This window comes from Lysobacter sp. P5_C4 (genome assembly GCF_054049695.1).
The window spans coordinates 289,524-308,143 of record NZ_JBFULX010000001.1 but is presented as its reverse complement, the minus strand read 5'-3'; the positions used below and the strand labels follow the sequence as shown (position 1 = coordinate 308,143).

The following is an 18,620-nucleotide window of genomic DNA, read 5'->3' as shown; positions in this document are numbered from 1 at the left end:
GGAGGCCGCCATGTCCACGGACAGCAAGACTCCCCTGGACCACGTGCACGACACGCTGCTGCAACTCAAGGAGATGCGGCACTACTCCAAGAACAACGTCGAGATGCTGACGACGCAGTGGCTGTTGTTCGATGGCGAGCTGTCCAAGCTCAAGCGTGCGGAAAAATTCGAAGACCTCATGACGCGGCAGGGCGAGTTTTACGACTCGGTCGAAGCCGCAATCACCGACCTGGAAGCCTTGGCTGTGGAATTGACGCCGGCGCCTGAAGAAGACGGGGCGCCAACGTAGCGGAGACGCACATGTCGAAGGTGCCGGCGGTCTACAAGAGCACGCACAGGATCAAGTTCTCCGACCTCGATCCGTACAAGCACATGCGCACTGCGATGTATTCCGCGTACTACGTGGACCACCGCATGGATGCGTTGCGCGAGCAGGCGGGGTGGGATCTTCCGACGCTCGAGCAATTGCCGTTCATGACGTTCGTCAAACGGCTCGACATCGAATTTATCCGGCCCGTGGTCGGCGACAAGGAAATCGGCATCCGCCAACGCATCGTTGCCGCGCCCGTGTTGAATTCCAGTCACGCAGACGGCACGGGTATCCCCCGGCATTTATCCGCCGGGCGGTCGCCCAATCGTGGCCGCCGTCCTCCGGTGTTACGCGTTCGGCCTCAGTGAACCCGGCACGACGCCGCCATCCCGCGCGGCGAAGCGAGGATCACGATGGCTGCGAAGAAGCAGGCGCGCGCGCGTCGGCCCGCCACGAAAAAGACGCAACGTGCGAAGGCGATGCCCCTGCCGGACTTCGGCCCGCCGAACGTCGTGGACTTCCAGCCCCTGTTCGATTCGGGGATGGCGAGCAAGGCCATCAAGGAAGTCGGCGCCGATCCGACGAAGGCGCGCACGGCGGTCTACATCCACGGTATCGGCAACCATCCCGAAGAACAGGTCCTCGTCATCCGATGGGACCGCGCGCTGTTCGGGAAAGACATGGGCGATCGCACGCGCATGGCCTATTGGGTCAATCGCGCGCGCTATCCGCAACCGTCGAGTTGCGAATGCATCGATCCCAAGTGCGCCTGCCACGATCCGGAAGAAGCCTTCCGCACGAAACGGGTGCTCGCCGCCGGCACGCCCGATCCCTGGCGCGAACTCGATGAAGCGGTGAAGGCGATCACCCCGGACCCCGCGCAACAGGCGTTCCTGCGCGAGATCGGGTCGGAGATGCTGGTTCGCGCCGAGAAAGAGGCCGCGGAGCAATCAAGGGGCAACGCACTGACGTTCGAAGCGGTCGGCGGGAGCAAAGGCGTATTCGGCCTGCAGACAAAGGGCTTCGGCGACGCGCTGTTGCGCAAGCTGACGGACCTGGTCACCGGCATGGCGCTGCCGGACGTGCAGGACTTCCTCTTCGAATTCGACCACCGCAAGCAGATGGAAGACCTCTTCCAGCAGCGCCTGGCCAGCGGTGGCGCGCCCTTCATCGTGGTCGCGCACAGCCAGGGGACGATGATCGCGTACGACGTGCTCCGCCAACTCAGCAAGGACCAGGTGGACGTGCGGCTGTTCGTGACGATCGGATCGCCGCTCGGGCTTCCACCCGTGCGGACGGTGTTCGAGAAATGGACGAAGAAGAAAAAGCTGCCGTTCCCGCCGTGCGTCACGAACTGGGTCAACGTCGCGAACGTCGGGGATGTCGTCGCATTCGACAAGGACTTGACCGACGACATCGAGCCCCTGCCGGCCGGTACGTCATTCAGGAACTTCCAGATCACCCGCGCAGAGCGCGACGCCAATCCACTGTTCACCGGCAACGCCCATTCGGCGATGGGCTACCTGTCGACGCAGATCGTCCGGGAGACCGTCTACGCCGCCGTCGGGCGCGACTTCGCCAGCAGCATGGCGAACCAACGCATCATGTCCGACCTGGTCGAACGCATCGAAACCAAGGACGAGGCGTTCCGCCACAAGGTCATGATCGAGGTGATGGACCTCAAGGACAAAGGACAGAGCACCATCGAAGCGGGGCGCCTTGCGATCGATGCGCGCCTGCGCACCTTCGCCAAGCGCAGCAAGACCAACATCGATCTGCTGCAGATCCAGCATCATTCGCGATTCATGTCGGCCAGGTTGAACCGCTCGGAGATCGAAGTCCTGCGCACCGAGTTCAACGGCTTGCAGATCAACCGCGTCTGGCGGAATGCGGATAAAAAGGCCTTGATCTGCCGCTCGGTGCAGATGGTGCAGGCCGCGCCGGCGCATCAGGCGTATTCCGCGCATGGCCACGGCATCGAATGGGCCTTGCTCGACACGGGCATCAACCACCTGCATCCGCACTTTGCGATGCACGAGAACATCGCCAGCTTGTGGGACTGCACGGAAAGCACGCGAACCGGTACCGGGATCAACCAACCCATCGGCGGTTTCGTCACGTACGACAAGGGAAAGCCGGTTCTGCCGACAGGCGCGGACGGCTTCATCGATCGGTTCGGCCACGGCACGCACGTGGCCGGCATCATCGCCGGCGAGTTCCCGCATCCGCTGAGAGACGAGAAGGAATTGCTTCCCTTCTCGGGCATGGCCCCGCGTGCGAAGCTGCATTCGTTCAAGGTCTTGAACAACAGCGGCGAGGGCGAGGACGCGTGGATCCTCGTTGCGCTGGACAAGATCGCGCAGATCAACGAGCAATCCCAGGAACTGCGCATCCACGGCATCAACCTGAGCCTGGGCGGCAACTTCGACCCGAGCGTCTTCGGCTGCGGGCACACGCCCTTGTGCATGGAACTGCGGCGCCTGTGGCGCCAGGGCGTGTTGATCGTGCTCGCGGCAGGCAACGAAGGCTTCACGGTGCTGCAGACATTGAACGACGGGCCGTGGCAAGCGAACCTGGACCTGTCGATCGGCGATCCGGCCAACCTCGAAGAATCGATCGCGGTTGGTTCAGTGCATCGCACCAATCCGCACACCTATGGCGTGAGTTATTTTTCCTCGCGCGGGCCGACCGCCGATGGCCGGCCGAAGCCCGACGTGGTGGCGCCGGGCGAGAAGATCCTGTCGGCGCGCGCCGACTTCAAGGACTTGCTCCCGAAGGGCATGACGGCCGGTGCGCTGAAGCCGGACCAGCTCAAGAAACTGACGGCCGAACAACTCTACGTCGCCGAATCGGGCACCAGCATGGCTGCGCCGCATGTTTCCGGCGTGCTCGCTGCATTCCTCTCGCAACGCAGGGAGTTCATCGGTTATCCCGATCGCGTGAAGCAGATCCTCCTGGAGCAGTGCACCGACCTGGGGCGCGACGCTTACGCACAAGGCAAGGGCATCCCGAACCTGGTGAAGATGCTCGCCAGCACCTGAGGCCGTCGCATGATCGAGTTCGACAAGGGTCCGACCCAACGCTTCGCCAAGCTGTTCGCGCAATGCCCCGATTACGGCGCGTTGAAGCCGCACTTCTGGTACGACTGGGGCCCGGTGTTCTACCGCGGCCGCGTCGATGGCTCGGCGCGCGTGTTGTGCATCGCGTCCGACCCGGGCGCCACCGAGCGCATCGCGGCGCGCACGCTGGTCGGCGACGCGGGCCAGCGCGTGCAGGGCTTCCTGCGCAAGCTCGGGATCACGCGTTCGTATCTCTGCCTCAACGCGTATTCCTATGCGTTGATTCCTTCGCACGCGAGCCAGGGCGATGCGCTCCTGGACGATCCGGTGCACAAGAAGTGGCGCAATCGCGTTTTCACTGCGGCGCATACGCCGAAGACCCAGGCGATCATCGCCTTCGGCGAGCAGGCACAACGTGCGGTGGGTTCGTGGGCAGGCAAGGGCACGACGCCGGTCTTCGAACTGCCGCACCCCAGCAGCCACGACGAGGCCAAGCTGGCCACGCAATGGCGGCAGGCGGTAAGCGACCTGCGCGGCATCGTGACGCCCGACGGCGACGGCGAAACCGGCCTGCCCAATTACGGCGCGACACTGGGCGAGAGCGACTACGCGCCGATTCCGCGTCGCGACTTGCCCTACGGTGTTCCGGCCTTCCTCGGCGACGATGCCGCCGGCCGCAACGCCACGCCCAGGCACCGATCCAGCGTGTCGCGCCCGAATCCGGACGACCGGCACACGCTGATCTGGATCGCACCCACGGGAGCGTGAAATCGTGGCGGCGATCAAGCGTCATGCATTGCGCGGCCGAATCGTCACCATGGATCGCAAGCGCATGGTCCTGGCCGACGGCGTGGTCTACGTGCGCGGCGATGCCATCGCCGCCGTTGCGCCGGCGAGCGCACCGCCGCCGGACGATTTCGCCGACGTGACGCCGCAAAAGACGAACGGCACGGTGTTCCCCGGCCTGATCGATCTCCACAATCACCTGAGTTACAACATCCTGACGTTGTGGGACGTGCCGAAGCTGTACACGAACCGCGACCAGTGGGGCGATCACCCCGACTACCGACGCCTGATCAGCGGACCATTGAACGTGCTGGGTCGCACGAAGGGCTACCCGGAAGCGATCGCGCGCTACACCGAATGCAAATGCCTGCTGGGCGGCGTGACCACTTCGCAGGGCATCAAGCTCGCCAGCAACAGTGGCATGAGTACGTTCTACAAAGGCTTCCTGCGCAATCCGGAAGTCTCGGAGGGCGAGGGATTCCCAGCGGCGCATGCGCGCATCGCCGATGTCGCCGCGCACGATCGCGAAACCTTCCTTGCGCTGTTGAAGCACAGCTCCGCGGTGCTGCTGCACCTGAGCGAAGGCACGGACGAGCGCGCCCGCGCGCATTTCGAATCGCTGTGTCCCAAGGGCGTCGAACCCGCCTTGGCCCCTTCGCTGGCGGGCATCCATTGCGTTGCGCTCAAGGCGACGGACTTCCGGAAGATGAAGGCGAACGGCGCCTCGATGGTGTGGTCGCCGTTGAGCAACCTGTTGCTCTACGGGCAGACGGCCGACATCGCGGCCGCGAAGAAAGCAGGCGTCCGCATGGGCCTGGGCGCGGACTGGGCGCCCAGTGGCAGCAAGAACCTGCTCGGCGAGATGAAGGTCGCGTTCGCGGTCGCGCAACACTTCGGCAAAGTGTTCTCCGATGCGGACATCGTTGCGATGGCGACGAGCAACGCCGCCGGCATCATCCAGTGGGACACGCGTGTGGGTAGCCTGGAAGCCGGCAAGCGCGCCGACCTGATCGTCGTGCGCGGTCTGGACAAAGCGCCGTATCGGCAATTGCTGGAAGCCAGCGAGACCGACATCGTCCTGGTGGTCGTCGACGGCGTGCGTCGCTATGGCCTGCGTCGCCTCATGGGCGGGGCGAAGAAAGCCGAAGCGTGCAAGGTGGGCGGCAGTCCGCGCCTGCTGGATTTGTCCGGTGTCACCACGGCGCCGCTGAAACCCGTCTCGTTGAAGGCGGCGACGAAGACGCTGCAAACCGGGTTGCGCGACTTGGTGAAGCTTGCCGAACAACTGGAACACCCGCGATCGGTGCGCGCACTGGCGCAGGTACAGCCGGAGTGGACACTGGTGCTTGAGGAAGAGGAGCCGACCGGCACGTCGATTCGTCCCCGGTTCCTCGAAGGGCAGGGCGTTGCGATGCCGATACGCGCGCTGGGCATGGAGGCTCTCGGGAACCTCGTGCTCTCGGAATTGTTGCAGCCGATGACGCTCGACAAGTTGACCGCGGTCGACGACAGGGCGTTCGTGAAACGTATCTCGAGCCACCCGAACGTCCCCGCGGCGATTCGCAAGCGCCTGGCGAAGGCATTCGCGCGCTGAGCGGCGCAACACCGATACCACGCCTCTCTGGAGAGACCGCGCGTCACTACCGTTCGTCCTATTCCATGGCCGCTCGACGCATCCGGACGCGTCGCTTGCCAGCAGGTGCGCACTGCAGAGGAAGCGTTCGCCTCATGCGCGGATGGAGTCACTGCTCAGTTGCGATGTGCAGCGTGTTGGCGTTGCTGGCGCTGTGCGGCGCGTCCGATGCCGCGCAGGTCGCGGCGCAAGGGAGCGTCGTTCCACCCGCCGCGGCCACGGTGGTGCGACTGCCGAAGATTTCCGGCGAGGATTATTTCGCAACAACCCCGCAATTGGCCGATCCACTGCGGCCTCTCGCGAACCTCTCCAGCAGGCGGGTCCGCGTGCGCGCCATGGTCGCCACGATTCCGGACCCGGTGGAAACGCACCTCGGGCGATCGTTCGACATGGCGCTGCAGGCGACCATCAGCGGGTTCCAGTCGCAGAACTACGTGCTGAGTGGCTACGCATTTCCGTGGAGGCCCCCGGCACCGATCAAGCCCGGTGCGCAGGAGAGAAGCGATCCGAACGACGCGCGTACGTATCGCAGGGCGCCCGGCGTGCTGCTGTTCCGTCGCGATGCGTGGCGCGTTTCCAAATACGGCAGGGCGCCTGACTATGCGCTCGTCTTCCTGGTGGGAGAGTCGCCGAGCTACGGCGTGCAGCGCGACGCGTTCGACGTGGCTGCACGTTGCGCCATGCACTTCGACATGCTGGGTCCCACCGACGTCGCGGTGCTACGCACCGGCGAACGGTGCGATGCGCGGTCGACCGACACGCGAGCGGCCAGGCTCGACATCCTCGGTCCTGCGTTCTCGGGTTCGATGCAATCGCTCGCCCTGGGCATCCGGGCCCTTCGCAACGGCAGCAGCTTCGCCCGCATCGATGCGCTCCTGTTGAGTGCATCGGCGACGGTGAATTCGAACCGCAACATCGACAGTTTCCTGACGATCGATCCGACGCGGGCCCATGCGCGCGGTGGGAACACCTACGTGCCGCTCGCCTGGCCGCTCATCGAGCAATACCTGGCACTGCGCAGTTATCTCTGCACGTTGCCCTCCAAGGCGAGCGGGCGGAAGATGATCGTCCTCGCCGAGGAGTCGTCGTTCGGGCGGGACGCCGAACAATTCACCCTGTTCGACAGCCGTCCCGAGTTCAGGTGCCCGAACCAGGACAAGTCGACGTCGCTGCGCGTCGACGTTCGCTGGTTTCCGCCGAACATTGCCTCGATCCGTGCGGAGCACTCGATCGAACGGAATGAAGACGAGTCGCAGATGCAGGGCATGCCGAAGTCGCGCGGTCGCCTGCTCGAACTGGACATGACCTCGGCGCGCGAAGGGATGGATCGTCCGACGATCTACGAACCGAGCCTGACCTCGCGCTCGGACGAACTCATGCTGTACCGGATGTTCGACTCGCTGAGCATGCACGTGCATCCGGATGTCGTGGTGATCGTTGCCACGGATGTGCGCGATCGCCTGTTCCTGCTCAGCCAGGTGCGGCAGCACTTGCCCGACGCGCTGCCGGTGATGATGGAACTGGATTTCCTCGCGATCCATCCCGATTACCGCCGGGGCAGCCGGGGTGCGGTCTTCGTTCCTGCGGGCGACGCGATCGTCTGCACGGACGAAAGGAACACTCCGATTGCGTGCGTGCGGGGCAAGGCGCAAAAAGAGTGGCCACGGACGTATTCGTTCGCCACCGACTTTGCCGCCAATGTTTTCCGCGCCGCTTCCCTGCTGTTGCGTTGGCACGAGCGGCGAGCGGTGAGTAACACCTCCTTCCTTGCGTTCGCGGCACCTGAGATCCACGCGTCGTCACGCGCCTCACCCTGCCTGTATGTCGCGACGCTCGCGGGTTTCCAGGAGCTGGATTTCCCCCGCCTCGCAGGATGGACGCCCGCTTGCCGCCACGCGCTTCGAGATGGCGCAAAACCACGTAGCGCGATGGCCGCGGCGGAAACACGCGTGGTCGCGCAAATGCCGTCCTTCGTCGCCATGACCCTGTTCTCTGCGTATTTCATGTTGGTGGCGCTTTGGGTCATCGCCGGCGTCGGCCGGGGCCGGGTGTTCCTGTCGGCGATGCGTTACGTGGTGTTCGATGGCCGATGGATCAAAGGGGCCTGGGACCGGTTCCGCGCGGAGGTCCGAAAGAAAACCGCGCCGCCGGGGCAGCCCACGGAGGCTGTTGCCCATGTGCCGAACCGCCAGCCGAATGCGTCGCTGTCGCCGCACCGGGTGGTGGTCCTGATGCTCCTGTTGTGGTTGGTGTCGAACACTGCGTTCGCCGTGTCGCTCAAGCGCCTGGTCGAGGTGGTCGACGGCGACAAGGCGCTGGCGCACGGGCGCGACCTGCATGCGCTGGTCGCCATCTGGTTGATCTACATGTGCGTATGCATCCTGGGCTTCGCGCGGCTGAAAGTCGCCGACCATCGCCTCGGCAAGTACGTGGCCCAGTTCGTGAAGAAGATCTCGCGGCCCGACCCCTACAAACACCCCACGCTCGCGTGGTTCCTGCCCGTGCTCATCGCCGTGATCGCGCTGCTCGTCATCTTCCGGCAGAACGTCTTCCTCCTGTTCGAACTCAATCCCAGCGGCCTGCCCTTGAGCGTGGATTCGGGCCTGCCCTGGTTGGTCGCGCTGCTGGTGCTAGCTTTCGGCGTCGCCTTCCTCGTCAACGCCGCCAGGCTGTTGCGCCTGATTTGCCGCATCACCTTGTTCGTGTCGGGCGCGATGCCGGGCATCCGCGCTTACCTGCGGGAAAAGAATTGGCCAGCGCCGCAGGTCATCCACCAGGCGCCGCAGACGCCGTTCAACCTCAGTCTCAATCGCGTGAGCGACATCGACGCGTTGTCCTACGAGGCGCCCGATGCATGGGCCGCGCTGACGTGCGAACTCGTCGACCGCGGTGCGAAGACGATGGCGCTCCACGAGGCGTTGGATCCCGAACGTTTCGAAAAATGGCAGGCCCAACTGGTGGCCGAACTCAAACTGCACGTCGTCGCCATGCGCACCTGCGTGTGGTGCGCGATGTTGGCGCCGATCGCCGTGCTGATGGCGATGTCCACGTATCCGCCGCTGCTGGAACCGCGCATGACGATGATCGCGATCGTGCAACTGGTCGCCAGCTTCGGCTACGGGGTGTACCTGGTCCTGCGCATGGAGCAGGACATGATGCTCGGCCCGATGTTCACGCGCACCGGCGACCAGCTGACCTTCGGCGGCAGCCTGCGTGCCCTGTGGCCGAAGTTCCTGGCCATGGGCGTCGTGCTGGTGCCGCTGGTGATGCCGGATGTCTGGCGCTGGCTGCTGGGCATCGTGCGCTCGATCAACTCCTTCACGTAGGAGAACCGCAAAATGCCGAAGAACACCGCGCAATTGCGCCGCCTGTGGAAAGCCTTCGAATGCGCCGAAGACGAGATGGTGTTGATCCCGTTCGGCCCCGACAAGATCCGCGTCGCACCACCGACGACGCGGGCCTTCGAAGCACTCGCCGCCGTGCTCCACCACCATGGCTACACGGTGCGCACGCAGGACACCGACAGCTACAACTGCCGCCCGATCACCGGCGGCACGGGCAAGAGCCTGCACGGCTACGGCATCGCGCTCGACGTGAACTGGGAAACCAACCCCTACAACAACCATGCAGGCACGCGACGGGTGCGCTATTCGGACAAACAGACGCAAGCCCTGCGCGCACTCGATGTCCGCGCCGGCGTGGCCGACACCGACATGACGCAGGCGATGATCGACGACGTCCGCAAGATCCGCACGCGCGACGGCGTGCCCGTCTTCGAATGGGGCGGCAGTTGGAGCGACCGCAAGGACTGCATGCACTTCGAGATGGACGTCGGGCCGGACGAGCTGGCCGTGGGCCTGGATCCGGCGTCCATCGTGGGCCTCGATGCCTACCTGGCAAGCCTGCACCTGCCTGCATTCGAAGCACCGCCGAGCCTCGTGCCGACGCAGCCGCGCGTCGCCGACCGCCAGGAAGTGATCGCACGCAGCGGCCTGCGCTTGCGCAGTGGACCCTCGGCGGACAGCGACGTCCTTCGCGTCGTGCCCGCCGGCACGCAGGTGGACGTGCTGGCACGCCACGACGGATGGGCGCTGGTCGACTTCATCGGCGACAGCCTGGCCGACGGCTTCATGAGCGCGGCATTCCTGCGGCCAGTCTCCGATGCATTGCACATCGCGCGGGGGATGGCGGAGCGGGGCGCGGAGCTCGTGCACGCGGTGGGCGACATCACCGGCAACGTGACGCCGGACCTCGTTGCGACGATGTTCCCGAACACACCCAGGCCGAACATCGTCAGGCACCTGCCTTCGGTGCTCGCGGGCCTGCGCGAATGCGCACTGGGCGATCGCGAAATGGTGTTGATGGCATTGGCGACGATCCGTGCGGAGACCGAAGGCTTCGTTCCGATTCCCGAAGGCCCCAGCGGCTTCAACACACGGCACCATCCATTCGATCTTTACGAGCCGGGCACTTCCGCGGGCGACGGCGTCGGCAATACACAACCCGGCGATGGCGCACGCTTCAAGGGCCGCGGCTTCGTGCAACTGACCGGACGCGAAAACTACGACAAGGTCGGACGCCAGGTGGGCGTGGATCTGCTGGGCAATCCCGACCTTGCGATCGACGGCCCGCTGGCCGGTCGCATCCTCGCGCAGTTCCTCAAGAACAAAGAAGCGCGTGTGCGAGCCGCGGTTGCGGCGGGGAACCTGCTGAAGGCACGTCGATTGGTCAACGGCGGGTCGCACGGGATGGAGCGCTTCCGGAGTGCGTGGGAGCTGGGGGAGATTGCGTTTCCCGGGTGAGCGCAGACCCACGACCCCGGAAGGCGGACTCGACTTCGCCAGATGGGCCCGCCGCCCTCCGTCCGGTAACGTGTCGGCCTGCGCTTGAATCGTTGGTGGCGGATCGGGTTCGCGAAGGAGTGAAGGACGTTGGGGTAGTCGGAGTAGGCGCCGACAGCTTCAAACCGCCAATCCGGCATCCCCTTCCAAAACCGTCTGCCGCATCCGCGGTTGTTCGCCCGCGCGCCAGAGCGGCACCGCGTGGCGAACGCGATAGCGCAACGGGCCGCCATCCACGCCGGCGCTGCGTTCGATGGGCCGCGGGATGCAGACGAAGTCGGTCACCATCGCGGTGCCGTCGACCCGCACCGTGCCGTAGCCGTGCCCGCCCATGTCGACGAACGACAGATGCGGCGCCATTTCCGGATTGCGCACGGCGTGCGCCTTCGCCAGGTCGCCACTGCTCGCGTATTCCAGCGCCGAACGGAGGCCGTGGTGCAGCAGCAGGTTCACGGTGGGCTGCGGCGGCCCGCCGCCGGGATTGGCGACGAACAGCGGGCGCAACGGATCGTCCTGCTTGAGGTTGTGCTCGTTGGCTTCGGCCGCGCCCACGGCCGAAATCGAGCCGACGACGAAGGTGACACCCACCGGTTCGAACTGCGCGGGCGGCAAGGCCTTGGCGGCCAGGCCCGCCCAGAAGCTGTGGCGATCGCCCGACAGGATGGCGAATCCGGTGATGCCGGCATCGCGCACCGCATCGAAGATCTGCGCGCGTTCGTGATACATGCCGCCCCAGTCGTAATTGGCCATGACGGCGTACCCGTCGATCCATTTCCCCATCGCAGCGGGCAGTTGTTGCGGATCGATGCGCCAATCGGGCGTGCCCAGCGAATTGCCCCAGATCTTCCACGTGGCTTGCGCGGTGCGCAAGCGCTCGAGGAACCAGGCCTTCTGCTTCGCGCCCAACATCGACTGCGGGGGTTCTTTCGCGCGGAAGTTGGCGATGGACTTCCCGCCGAAGGACAGCTGCGCCGGCGGGTGGCCATCGGCGAAGTCGCGGCCGCTGTCGATGTGCATCGCCAGCGCCTCGGGAAAGAAGCTGAAGGGCGTGTTCTCGAACAGCGGCCCGAGCTCGTCGCGATTGGATGGGTCGGGCGAGCGGAAGCTGCGCTGATCGGTGATCATCAGGTCGATGTGCCGGCCCCAGCGCAGCGCGCGATACGCGATCAGGCTTTCGATCGCAGCGAGGTTGTTGGGTTCGCGTCCCAGGCCGTCGTCGTCGAACTCGGTCACCGTTGTGTCGACCACATGCGGTGCATCGAAGCTGGCCAACGAGCGGCCCGGCGGCGTGACGCGCATCGGCTGGTATTCGAACCAGGCCTGGTTCGCCGCGACCTTCAGCGTCTGCGCAGGTATCCGGCCCTCGCCGTATTCCACAATTGACTGCCAGCCCTGCCATGAGAATTCGTGGTTGTCCCACATCGCCACGAACGGAAAGCGGGCACGTGCGTCCTGGATGTCGGGATCGCGCAGGTAGGCGTGGTAGAGCGCGCGATAGTCGTCCAGCGACCCGGGCACGGTGAAGCGGTTTTTGGCGACTTTCTTGCCGTGCTCGAACTTGACCGGGAACTTGACGACGCGGTCGTAGCGTTTGCCGTCCTTGACCTGGTCCGGGTATTGCACGACTTCGTAAATGAAGTCGCCCAGATGCAGCACGAATCCGAGTCGTTCGTCCGGCGCCGCCCGTTCGTCTTCGAAGATCATCTTGCGATAGGCGTTTTGTGCGCCCTCGCAAATGGTCTGGCAACTGACGAAGGCGAAGCGCGCCGGGCGCGCATCGTCGGGCGCGGGTGCCGTCAGCGTGCGGCCGATGCGGCTGCCGCTGCCTTCCTCGTCGATGAAGCGATACCAGTATTCGCCGGCCGGCGGCAGATCGCCCACCAGCACGCGACAGGTCCAGTCGGCCGCCGCCAGCACCGGCGCCGCCGTAGTCGCGATCACGCGCGTGAATGCCGGATCGTCCGCGACTTCGACGATCAGCGTGGCGCGGTCGCGGGCATCGGCATACGGGCGTCGCGTCCACAGCAGCACGCTGTTCTCGTCGGGATCGCCCGAGGCAACGCCCTGCGGATACAGGCCGCGGCGCTCGCGCCATCCACTCGACGAAGGGCGCACGTGCGCGCAGCCAAAGGCGACGGTCGCGCCCAGCGCGGCGGCGAGCTTCAGGAATTGTCGACGGTCGAGTGCCGGCATGTCGATCCGGATTGACGATGATCAATGTGCCGCAACGCTGATCCGAACACCGCGCCGGTGAGCGTGCCGGAAGTACCGCGATGAGACCACTTGTCGGCGCGTACGCATCATTGAAGAGTGTCATCTGCACGACGGGATGGACGATGCGCCCGCGCGCGGTGTCGGCGGCCCGCCGTGCGGCGTGGGTGACCAAGGTTCACCACAAGGATGCAAGTTGCGCGGATGCTGAGTGACCGCCATCGCCTGCGGTTAACGTAGAACCTACGAATGCAGGACTGCGAGCATCGCGCCGCTGCATATCCGGACGGTCGACAGTGGGGGACTTGCAATGAGAACTGGAACCATCGCCCTGGCGGCGATGTGGCTCGCGCTGGTCGTGACTTCGCGCGCTGCCGAGCCACCTGCCAAGCCCACCTACGTGCAGAGTGAAAACCCGACCACGCCGATTGCGGCCCAAACCCGCGCAATCTGGGATGCGTTGCCGACCGGGAAGGTACCGACGGCGCCGTCGACGCCGCTCAAGGTCGTACGCCCCGCCCAGTTTTCCTACATGCCGCCCGTCACGGAAGTGGAGTCACAAGATCGCCGGCAAGTGGCGGGCACGCAAGACGGCAATCTCTACGTACGTTCAAGAACAAGCGAGGCCGTTCGCGTGCTGGCACCTGCCGACGACGCCGGCCACTGGGACATCGAGGGGGCGCTCTGGTCTCCCGACGGCAAGTCGCTGGCCGTCAAGAAGATCGACGACGCCAAGGTGCCGCTGATCACGCTGACAGGCGATCAGTTCGGCCCGACGAAAACGCGACAGGTACGTTATTCGCGAGTCGGCCAGCCTTTGCCGAAGACGCAACTGTACGTGGTCGACGTCCGCACGGGCCGGGCGACGCCCATCCTGCATGATCCTGCCCAACCGTATCTCCAACTCCTGGAATGGCGACACGATTCTCGGCAGTTGCGGCTGTTGCGGGCGGATCGTTACCAGACCCACCTGGATCTGCTGGTCGCCGATCCTCGCAATGGAAAGGTGCGTGTGCTGCTGGCGGAAAGCAAACCGATCTCGCTGATCGGTTTGAACATGCTCGATGGTTACACCCAACCCTTGCTCGCGCAGAAGATCGTCACCTTTCTCCCCGACGACTCGTTCGTCTGGACCAGCGACCGCACCGGTTTCCGACATTTGTATCACTACAAGGCAGACGGCAAGCTGCGCAAAGCGTTGACCGAGCAACGCATGGAAGGTTGGGTGGACCGCGTCATCGAAGTGGACGTGCCGAACCGGATCGTCTACGCGAAGGCCAATGGCCACGCCCGCAATCCCTATTTCGATCGGCTGATCCGCATCGAGTTGGACACCGGCAAGCTCACCACGATCGCCGAAGCCGATCACATTCCGTCGATCAAGTTTTCCGCGGACAAGTCCCGGCTCTGGTTGATCCGCGCAGGGTTTCCGCAAACCCGTCGCATCGAGGAGATCACCAGCACGGGCACCGCGGTCAAGACGGTGTGGGAAGCCGATTGGCGCGAGGCCATCGCGAATGGATACGCGGCCCCAGAGACCGCGCTGGTGCCCGCGGCGGACGGCAAGACCCTGCTTCGCGCCATCGTGGTTGCTCCGCATCCGCTCGAACCCGGCAAACGATACCCGGTCATCCAGAACATCTACGGCGGCCCGAATGCCAGCGTCGTGCCGCCCAGCCCGACCAACCAGAACCTCGCCCAGATGCGCCGGATCGCACAGCAGGGCTTCGTGGTGGTGATGCTCGATGGCCGCGGCACGCCCGGCCGAGGGCGAGATTTCCAGAACTTCGGATATGGGCGTTTCGGACAAGTCGAGCCGGCGGACCAGGTGGCGGGACTGCGCAACCTGGCTAAGGACCGCCCATACATGGATCTGGCGCGCGTTGGCGTCATGGGCGGAAGTTGGGGCGGCTATTTCGGACTGCGCACCATGCTGCAAGCACCGGAGCTCTACAAAGCCGGCGTGTTTGCAGCCGGTGCGTTCGAATTGTCGACGATGCGCGTCGCCGCCGAACCGTACATGGGATGCGCGCCGGATGATTGCGCGGGCGCGTATGCGGCCGGATCGAACCTGGCGTTGGTGGGGCGACTGCAGGCGCCGCTCCTGATTCTCCACGGAACCGCCGACGACGACGTGCCTATCGAAGAATCCAGGCAACTGGTCCGCGCACTCGAACGCGCGGGCAAGCCGCATACGTTCGTCGCGTTGGACGGCGCGACCCACGCGATGTGGGAGCAACCGGAAGCCGACCAGGCGCGCATCGCGTTCTTCCGGCAGCACCTGGTGGACGCGAGCGGGAAGCCGCCTGAATCCATCACCACGACGCAGACCGCCGGAGAGTGACGGAGACGGCACCTCGCCGCACCATGTGGACGGTGAACCTCCTTTGCCCGATCGGCTGATTGTCGAAGCGGACGTCCGCTTCTGGCCGATAGCGGACACGCGGCGCGGAGTGGCCGCTACGAACCGAATTCGCCTCCAAGGCTTGCCGCGCACCGCCCGCGGCGCAACGTGCAAGACGAATGCGAGCGGCCAAGCTTACTCACCTGCACGAGTGGCTCACCTGCACGAGCGATTCCTGCAAGCGACAGTCGGGAAGATGCTCCGCGGGCCGTCGCCGGTCCCCGCGGTTTTCCGGCTACGTCCTACTTCGAAGGGAGTTCGGTCATGGCCACCCACACGCGAAGCACTCGAAAGAATGCCGGTCGCATCCTCGCGGTGCTCCTCGCGGGCGCGGGCGTAGCGATTCCCCTAATCGCCTTGTCGGTCAACGACGCGACCATCTTCGAACTCGAAGGTGACGCCGTAGATGGCGCGCCGACCGGTGACGACTGGGAAAACATCGCAGACGATCGTCCGGGTGGCCCTGGACTGATCGCGCAAAACAACGCCAACGTCCAGACGTTCATCACCGATGGCCTCGACGCCACGGACACCGCGTTCACGGGCGGGGGATCGAAGGACGTCAACAACGTCAATCAATGGCAACAGGTCACGTCCGCGGTCTCACCGATCAAGAACGAAATCGGCCATGCCTTCGCAGCGGCATACACCGATCCTTCGAACGGCCATCTGCTGGTCTATTTCGGTCTGGATCGCTCTGGCGCCGGCGGCACGGCCGCGACAGGCTTCTGGTTCTTCAAGGACAAGATCAGCATCGGCGCCAACGGAGCGTTTACCGGCACCCACACCATCGGCGACATCCTGGTCACCTCCGACTACGTCGTCGGCGGCAAGATCGGCGAGATCAACGTCTTCCGGTGGGTGGGTGGACAGAAACCCCTGCAGGTCGTGGGTTCCACCTCGACGGGCGGCGGCAACACCGTCGGCGATCGGTACTGCCTGAACAACGCTACGGGCCAGACGACGCCCATGGCATGCGCGGCGTCGAACAGCAATTCCGAAAGCGTGCCTTCTTCCTGGTCGAACTACTTCTTCAAGTCCGGCGGCTCGTTCGATCAGACGAATACGTTCCCCGCGCGCACCTTTTTCGAAGGCGGGGTCGACCTCACCCAGATCTTCGGCACCGGATCGACGTGTTTCGCTTCGTTCATGGCGATGACCCGCACGTCGGCCTCCACCTCCGCCCAGTTGAAGGATTTCGCGCTCGGCGACTTCGCCTTGTGCGACATGTCCGTGGCCAAGGCCTGCAAGGTCGAAGCCGGCGTGAGCCCGGTGGTGAATTCCGATGGCGTCAGCATCCACACCAACTTCACCGTGACGTTCTCCAACCCGAGCGGTGGCACGTTGCGTGACGTGCAACTGGTCGAGAAGATCGGCCTGGGCGGCACGACCGGGAACGCCTGCAAGATCACCGCCGTCAACCTGGGGTCGGGTGGCACCGCCGCAAATCCGGCGCTGTCGTTGAACACGAACCTGGTCAAGGACACGGCGTATGAAATCGCCAACACCATCGCGGGCCACTCGTCGGTCGGCGTGACGCTTTCCTGCGATAGCCTGGACAACCCGTTACTCAACCAAGTCGAGGCGCGCGCGAAGACGTTTGTCGGAGCGGGCGATCCCGACCTGGTCCGGACGTATCAAATGAAGTCCGACGACGATGTCCTGGACGAGTGCGTCGCCCCCACCAACACGGCGATCGACGTCACCAAGGACTGCGTCGGCGACAAGGTGACGCTGGTCAACACGACAGGCGGCATGAAGGCGCACGCCTGCTTCAGCATCGAAGTCACCAACAAGGGTAACGTCGCATTGAAGAACCTCGTGGTGGCCGACCCGAAGATCAGCGCCAGTTCGCTGGTGCCGACGGGGACGACGCTGGGACCCATGGGGTCGGCGACGGACTCGATCCTGCTCGGTGACACCGATGGCAACGGCACGATCGAAGACGACGAAGGCCTGTGCTTCAACGCGGTGGCGCCCGACAACGGCGAAACCGATACGGAGGTTGCGGTGTTTGGAAACCGGGTGGACGTGAGCGCCGATACGGCCATTCCGGTCACGGGCTCCCCCAACCCGCAGACCGACTACGCCACCGACAGCTGCCCGCTTTGCCGATGACGGCAAGCCACTGATCGGTTGAATTCGGGGCGACGGAAAGGACCGTCGCCCCTTTTCTTTGCCGACGACGCTGACCGATGCGCGCCGATTGCCGCGTTCGCGCCACCAAGGGAGACTTCTGCCATGCGCACACGCCGTGTCGTCGTCTGGTTGCTGCTGGCGCTGGTGGTATGTGCCTCCTGCGGGCGGCAGGGCGACGGCACGGCGTCTGAGGACGCGCAGGCCAGCGACCCATTGCCGGAGCGCTATCGGCCCAATGTGTTGTCGTCCGTGGCCGTGGTGCCCAGGCCCGGGAGCATCACCGTCACCTACCTCGGCACGTCGATGCTGCTGTTCGACGACGGGGTAACGCAGCTCCTGGTCAATCCGCTCGTCAGTCGATCCGATGGCCCGGCCGCGCGCGCGGACACCAAGCGCATCGACGAAACCCTGCGGTTGCTGCAAGCCAAACGCATCCGCGCGATTTTGGTGGCCGACGATCGCATCGCAGACGCGATCTACATCGCGCGCAAGACCGGCGCGGTGCTTTACGGCCCAAGCGGTGCGCTCGACGTCGCGCGTGCCGACGGCATGCCGCAACGGCAACTTGCTTCGTACACGCCGGGTACCACCATCGCGGTCGGGAAATTCCGCGTCGAGCAGATCGCTTCCAAGGCGGCGCCATTGCCGAAGGACGCGTCGGGTCGAACGCGTCCGGGTGGGAGTTCCATCGACTTCCTCATCCGCAAGGGCAGTCGTTCGATCCTGGTCAAGTCGGCGACGAACTTCCTGCCCGGCGCGCTCGATCACGTCAACGCCGACGTCCTGTTCCTTCCCACCGGCCGCCTGGCCGAGCAGAGCGAATACTTCCAGGACCTGTATTACCGGCAGACCGTCGACCAGGTGCATCCGGAACTTGTGATCCCCCTGCAATGGGACGATGCCACGCGCCCCCTCGGTCGCAACCTCGTGCCGGCGGACGGAACGCCGGAAGCGTTCGATTTCCTGTTCGATCGCCTGCGACGGGACAAGATCAAGTTCGGCCTGCTGCAGGGCTATCAAACCACGGAGCTGTTCGACGCCAAGGCTTGCGCTTTTCCCATCTCAGCCGAACCGCTGACTCCGGCGCCGCCTCGTAAGGGCGCGCGCCTTTGAGGACCCGCCACGGATGCCCGGATCGGAGTACGGAGCCGGCGCCTTCTGCGTTTTTGCGCACGAGCTCTGCGGTTTCCGTTCCTGTCCGCGTCGCACGAATGCATACGTTAGCCCCCGTACAAGA

The 18,620-nt window shown here is 64.9% G+C and carries 11 protein-coding genes; 10 read left to right on the top strand and 1 reads right to left on the bottom strand.

Annotation, left to right across the window (positions count from 1 at the left end):
* Positions 1–10: 10 nt before the first annotated feature.
* From ACXJJ8_RS01390 to ACXJJ8_RS01360, 7 genes are all read left to right on the top strand, one after another.
* Positions 11–289, top strand: coding sequence for a hypothetical protein (locus tag ACXJJ8_RS01390; protein WP_499026433.1), 279 nt, complete (start codon positions 11–13; stop codon positions 287–289).
* 11 nt (positions 290–300) lie between these two features.
* A complete protein-coding gene (locus ACXJJ8_RS01385; RefSeq protein WP_499026432.1) occupies positions 301–678 on the top strand; it encodes an acyl-CoA thioesterase in 378 nt (125 codons plus the stop codon).
* A 45-nt stretch (positions 679–723) separates the two neighbouring features.
* A complete protein-coding gene (locus ACXJJ8_RS01380) occupies positions 724–3,351 on the top strand; it encodes a S8 family serine peptidase (RefSeq protein WP_499026431.1) in 2,628 nt (875 codons plus the stop codon).
* Between the two features lie 9 nt (positions 3,352–3,360).
* On the top strand, positions 3,361–4,137 hold the full coding sequence (locus tag ACXJJ8_RS01375) for a uracil-DNA glycosylase family protein (protein ID WP_499026430.1): 777 nt from the start codon (positions 3,361–3,363) through the stop codon (positions 4,135–4,137).
* A gap of 49 nt (positions 4,138–4,186) precedes the next feature.
* A complete protein-coding gene (locus ACXJJ8_RS01370; RefSeq protein WP_499026429.1) occupies positions 4,187–5,749 on the top strand; it encodes an amidohydrolase family protein in 1,563 nt (520 codons plus the stop codon).
* 173 nt (positions 5,750–5,922) lie between these two features.
* Positions 5,923–9,114 carry a hypothetical protein gene (locus tag ACXJJ8_RS01365; RefSeq protein ID WP_499026428.1) on the top strand — a complete coding sequence of 1,064 codons (3,192 nt, stop codon included), beginning with the start codon at positions 5,923–5,925 and terminating at the stop codon, positions 9,112–9,114.
* 12 nt (positions 9,115–9,126) lie between these two features.
* Positions 9,127–10,590 carry a M15 family metallopeptidase gene (locus ACXJJ8_RS01360; protein ID WP_499026427.1) on the top strand — a complete coding sequence of 488 codons (1,464 nt, stop codon included), beginning with the start codon at positions 9,127–9,129 and terminating at the stop codon, positions 10,588–10,590.
* A 159-nt stretch (positions 10,591–10,749) separates the two neighbouring features.
* Here the strand turns inward: ACXJJ8_RS01360 and ACXJJ8_RS01355 are convergent, their stop codons facing one another.
* Entirely contained in the window at positions 10,750–12,822 is a 2,073-nt protein-coding gene (locus ACXJJ8_RS01355) for an alkaline phosphatase D family protein (RefSeq protein ID WP_499026426.1), read from the bottom strand.
* A gap of 328 nt (positions 12,823–13,150) precedes the next feature.
* Here ACXJJ8_RS01355 and ACXJJ8_RS01350 point away from each other — a divergent pair, with 328 nt between their 5' ends.
* From ACXJJ8_RS01350 to ACXJJ8_RS01340, 3 genes are all read left to right on the top strand, one after another.
* The gene (locus ACXJJ8_RS01350; RefSeq protein ID WP_499026425.1) at positions 13,151–15,184 is read left to right on the top strand and encodes a S9 family peptidase; all 2,034 of its coding nucleotides are present in this window, start codon (positions 13,151–13,153) and stop codon (positions 15,182–15,184) included.
* Between the two features lie 324 nt (positions 15,185–15,508).
* The gene (locus ACXJJ8_RS01345) at positions 15,509–17,362 is read left to right on the top strand and encodes a hypothetical protein (protein ID WP_499026423.1); all 1,854 of its coding nucleotides are present in this window, start codon (positions 15,509–15,511) and stop codon (positions 17,360–17,362) included.
* A gap of 123 nt (positions 17,363–17,485) precedes the next feature.
* The gene (locus ACXJJ8_RS01340) at positions 17,486–18,496 is read left to right on the top strand and encodes a hypothetical protein (RefSeq protein ID WP_499026422.1); all 1,011 of its coding nucleotides are present in this window, start codon (positions 17,486–17,488) and stop codon (positions 18,494–18,496) included.
* Positions 18,497–18,620 lie beyond the last annotated feature (124 nt).

Excerpts from the sequence above, each read along its gene's own strand:
- ACXJJ8_RS01340 (WP_499026422.1), top strand. The coding sequence starts at position 17,486 with ATGCGCACACGCCGTGTCGTCGTCTGGTTGCTGCTGGCGCTGGTGGTA.
- ACXJJ8_RS01390 (WP_499026433.1), top strand. The coding sequence starts at position 11 with ATGTCCACGGACAGCAAGACTCCCCTGGACCACGTGCACGACACGCTG.
- ACXJJ8_RS01360 (WP_499026427.1), top strand. The coding sequence starts at position 9,127 with ATGCCGAAGAACACCGCGCAATTGCGCCGCCTGTGGAAAGCCTTCGAA.
- ACXJJ8_RS01345 (WP_499026423.1), top strand. The coding sequence starts at position 15,509 with ATGGCCACCCACACGCGAAGCACTCGAAAGAATGCCGGTCGCATCCTC.
- ACXJJ8_RS01385 (WP_499026432.1), top strand. The coding sequence starts at position 301 with ATGTCGAAGGTGCCGGCGGTCTACAAGAGCACGCACAGGATCAAGTTC.
- ACXJJ8_RS01380 (WP_499026431.1), top strand. The coding sequence starts at position 724 with ATGGCTGCGAAGAAGCAGGCGCGCGCGCGTCGGCCCGCCACGAAAAAG.
- ACXJJ8_RS01355 (WP_499026426.1), bottom strand. The coding sequence starts at position 12,822 with ATGCCGGCACTCGACCGTCGACAATTCCTGAAGCTCGCCGCCGCGCTG.
- ACXJJ8_RS01370 (WP_499026429.1), top strand. The coding sequence starts at position 4,187 with ATGGATCGCAAGCGCATGGTCCTGGCCGACGGCGTGGTCTACGTGCGC.
- ACXJJ8_RS01375 (WP_499026430.1), top strand. The coding sequence starts at position 3,361 with ATGATCGAGTTCGACAAGGGTCCGACCCAACGCTTCGCCAAGCTGTTC.
- ACXJJ8_RS01350 (WP_499026425.1), top strand. The coding sequence starts at position 13,151 with ATGAGAACTGGAACCATCGCCCTGGCGGCGATGTGGCTCGCGCTGGTC.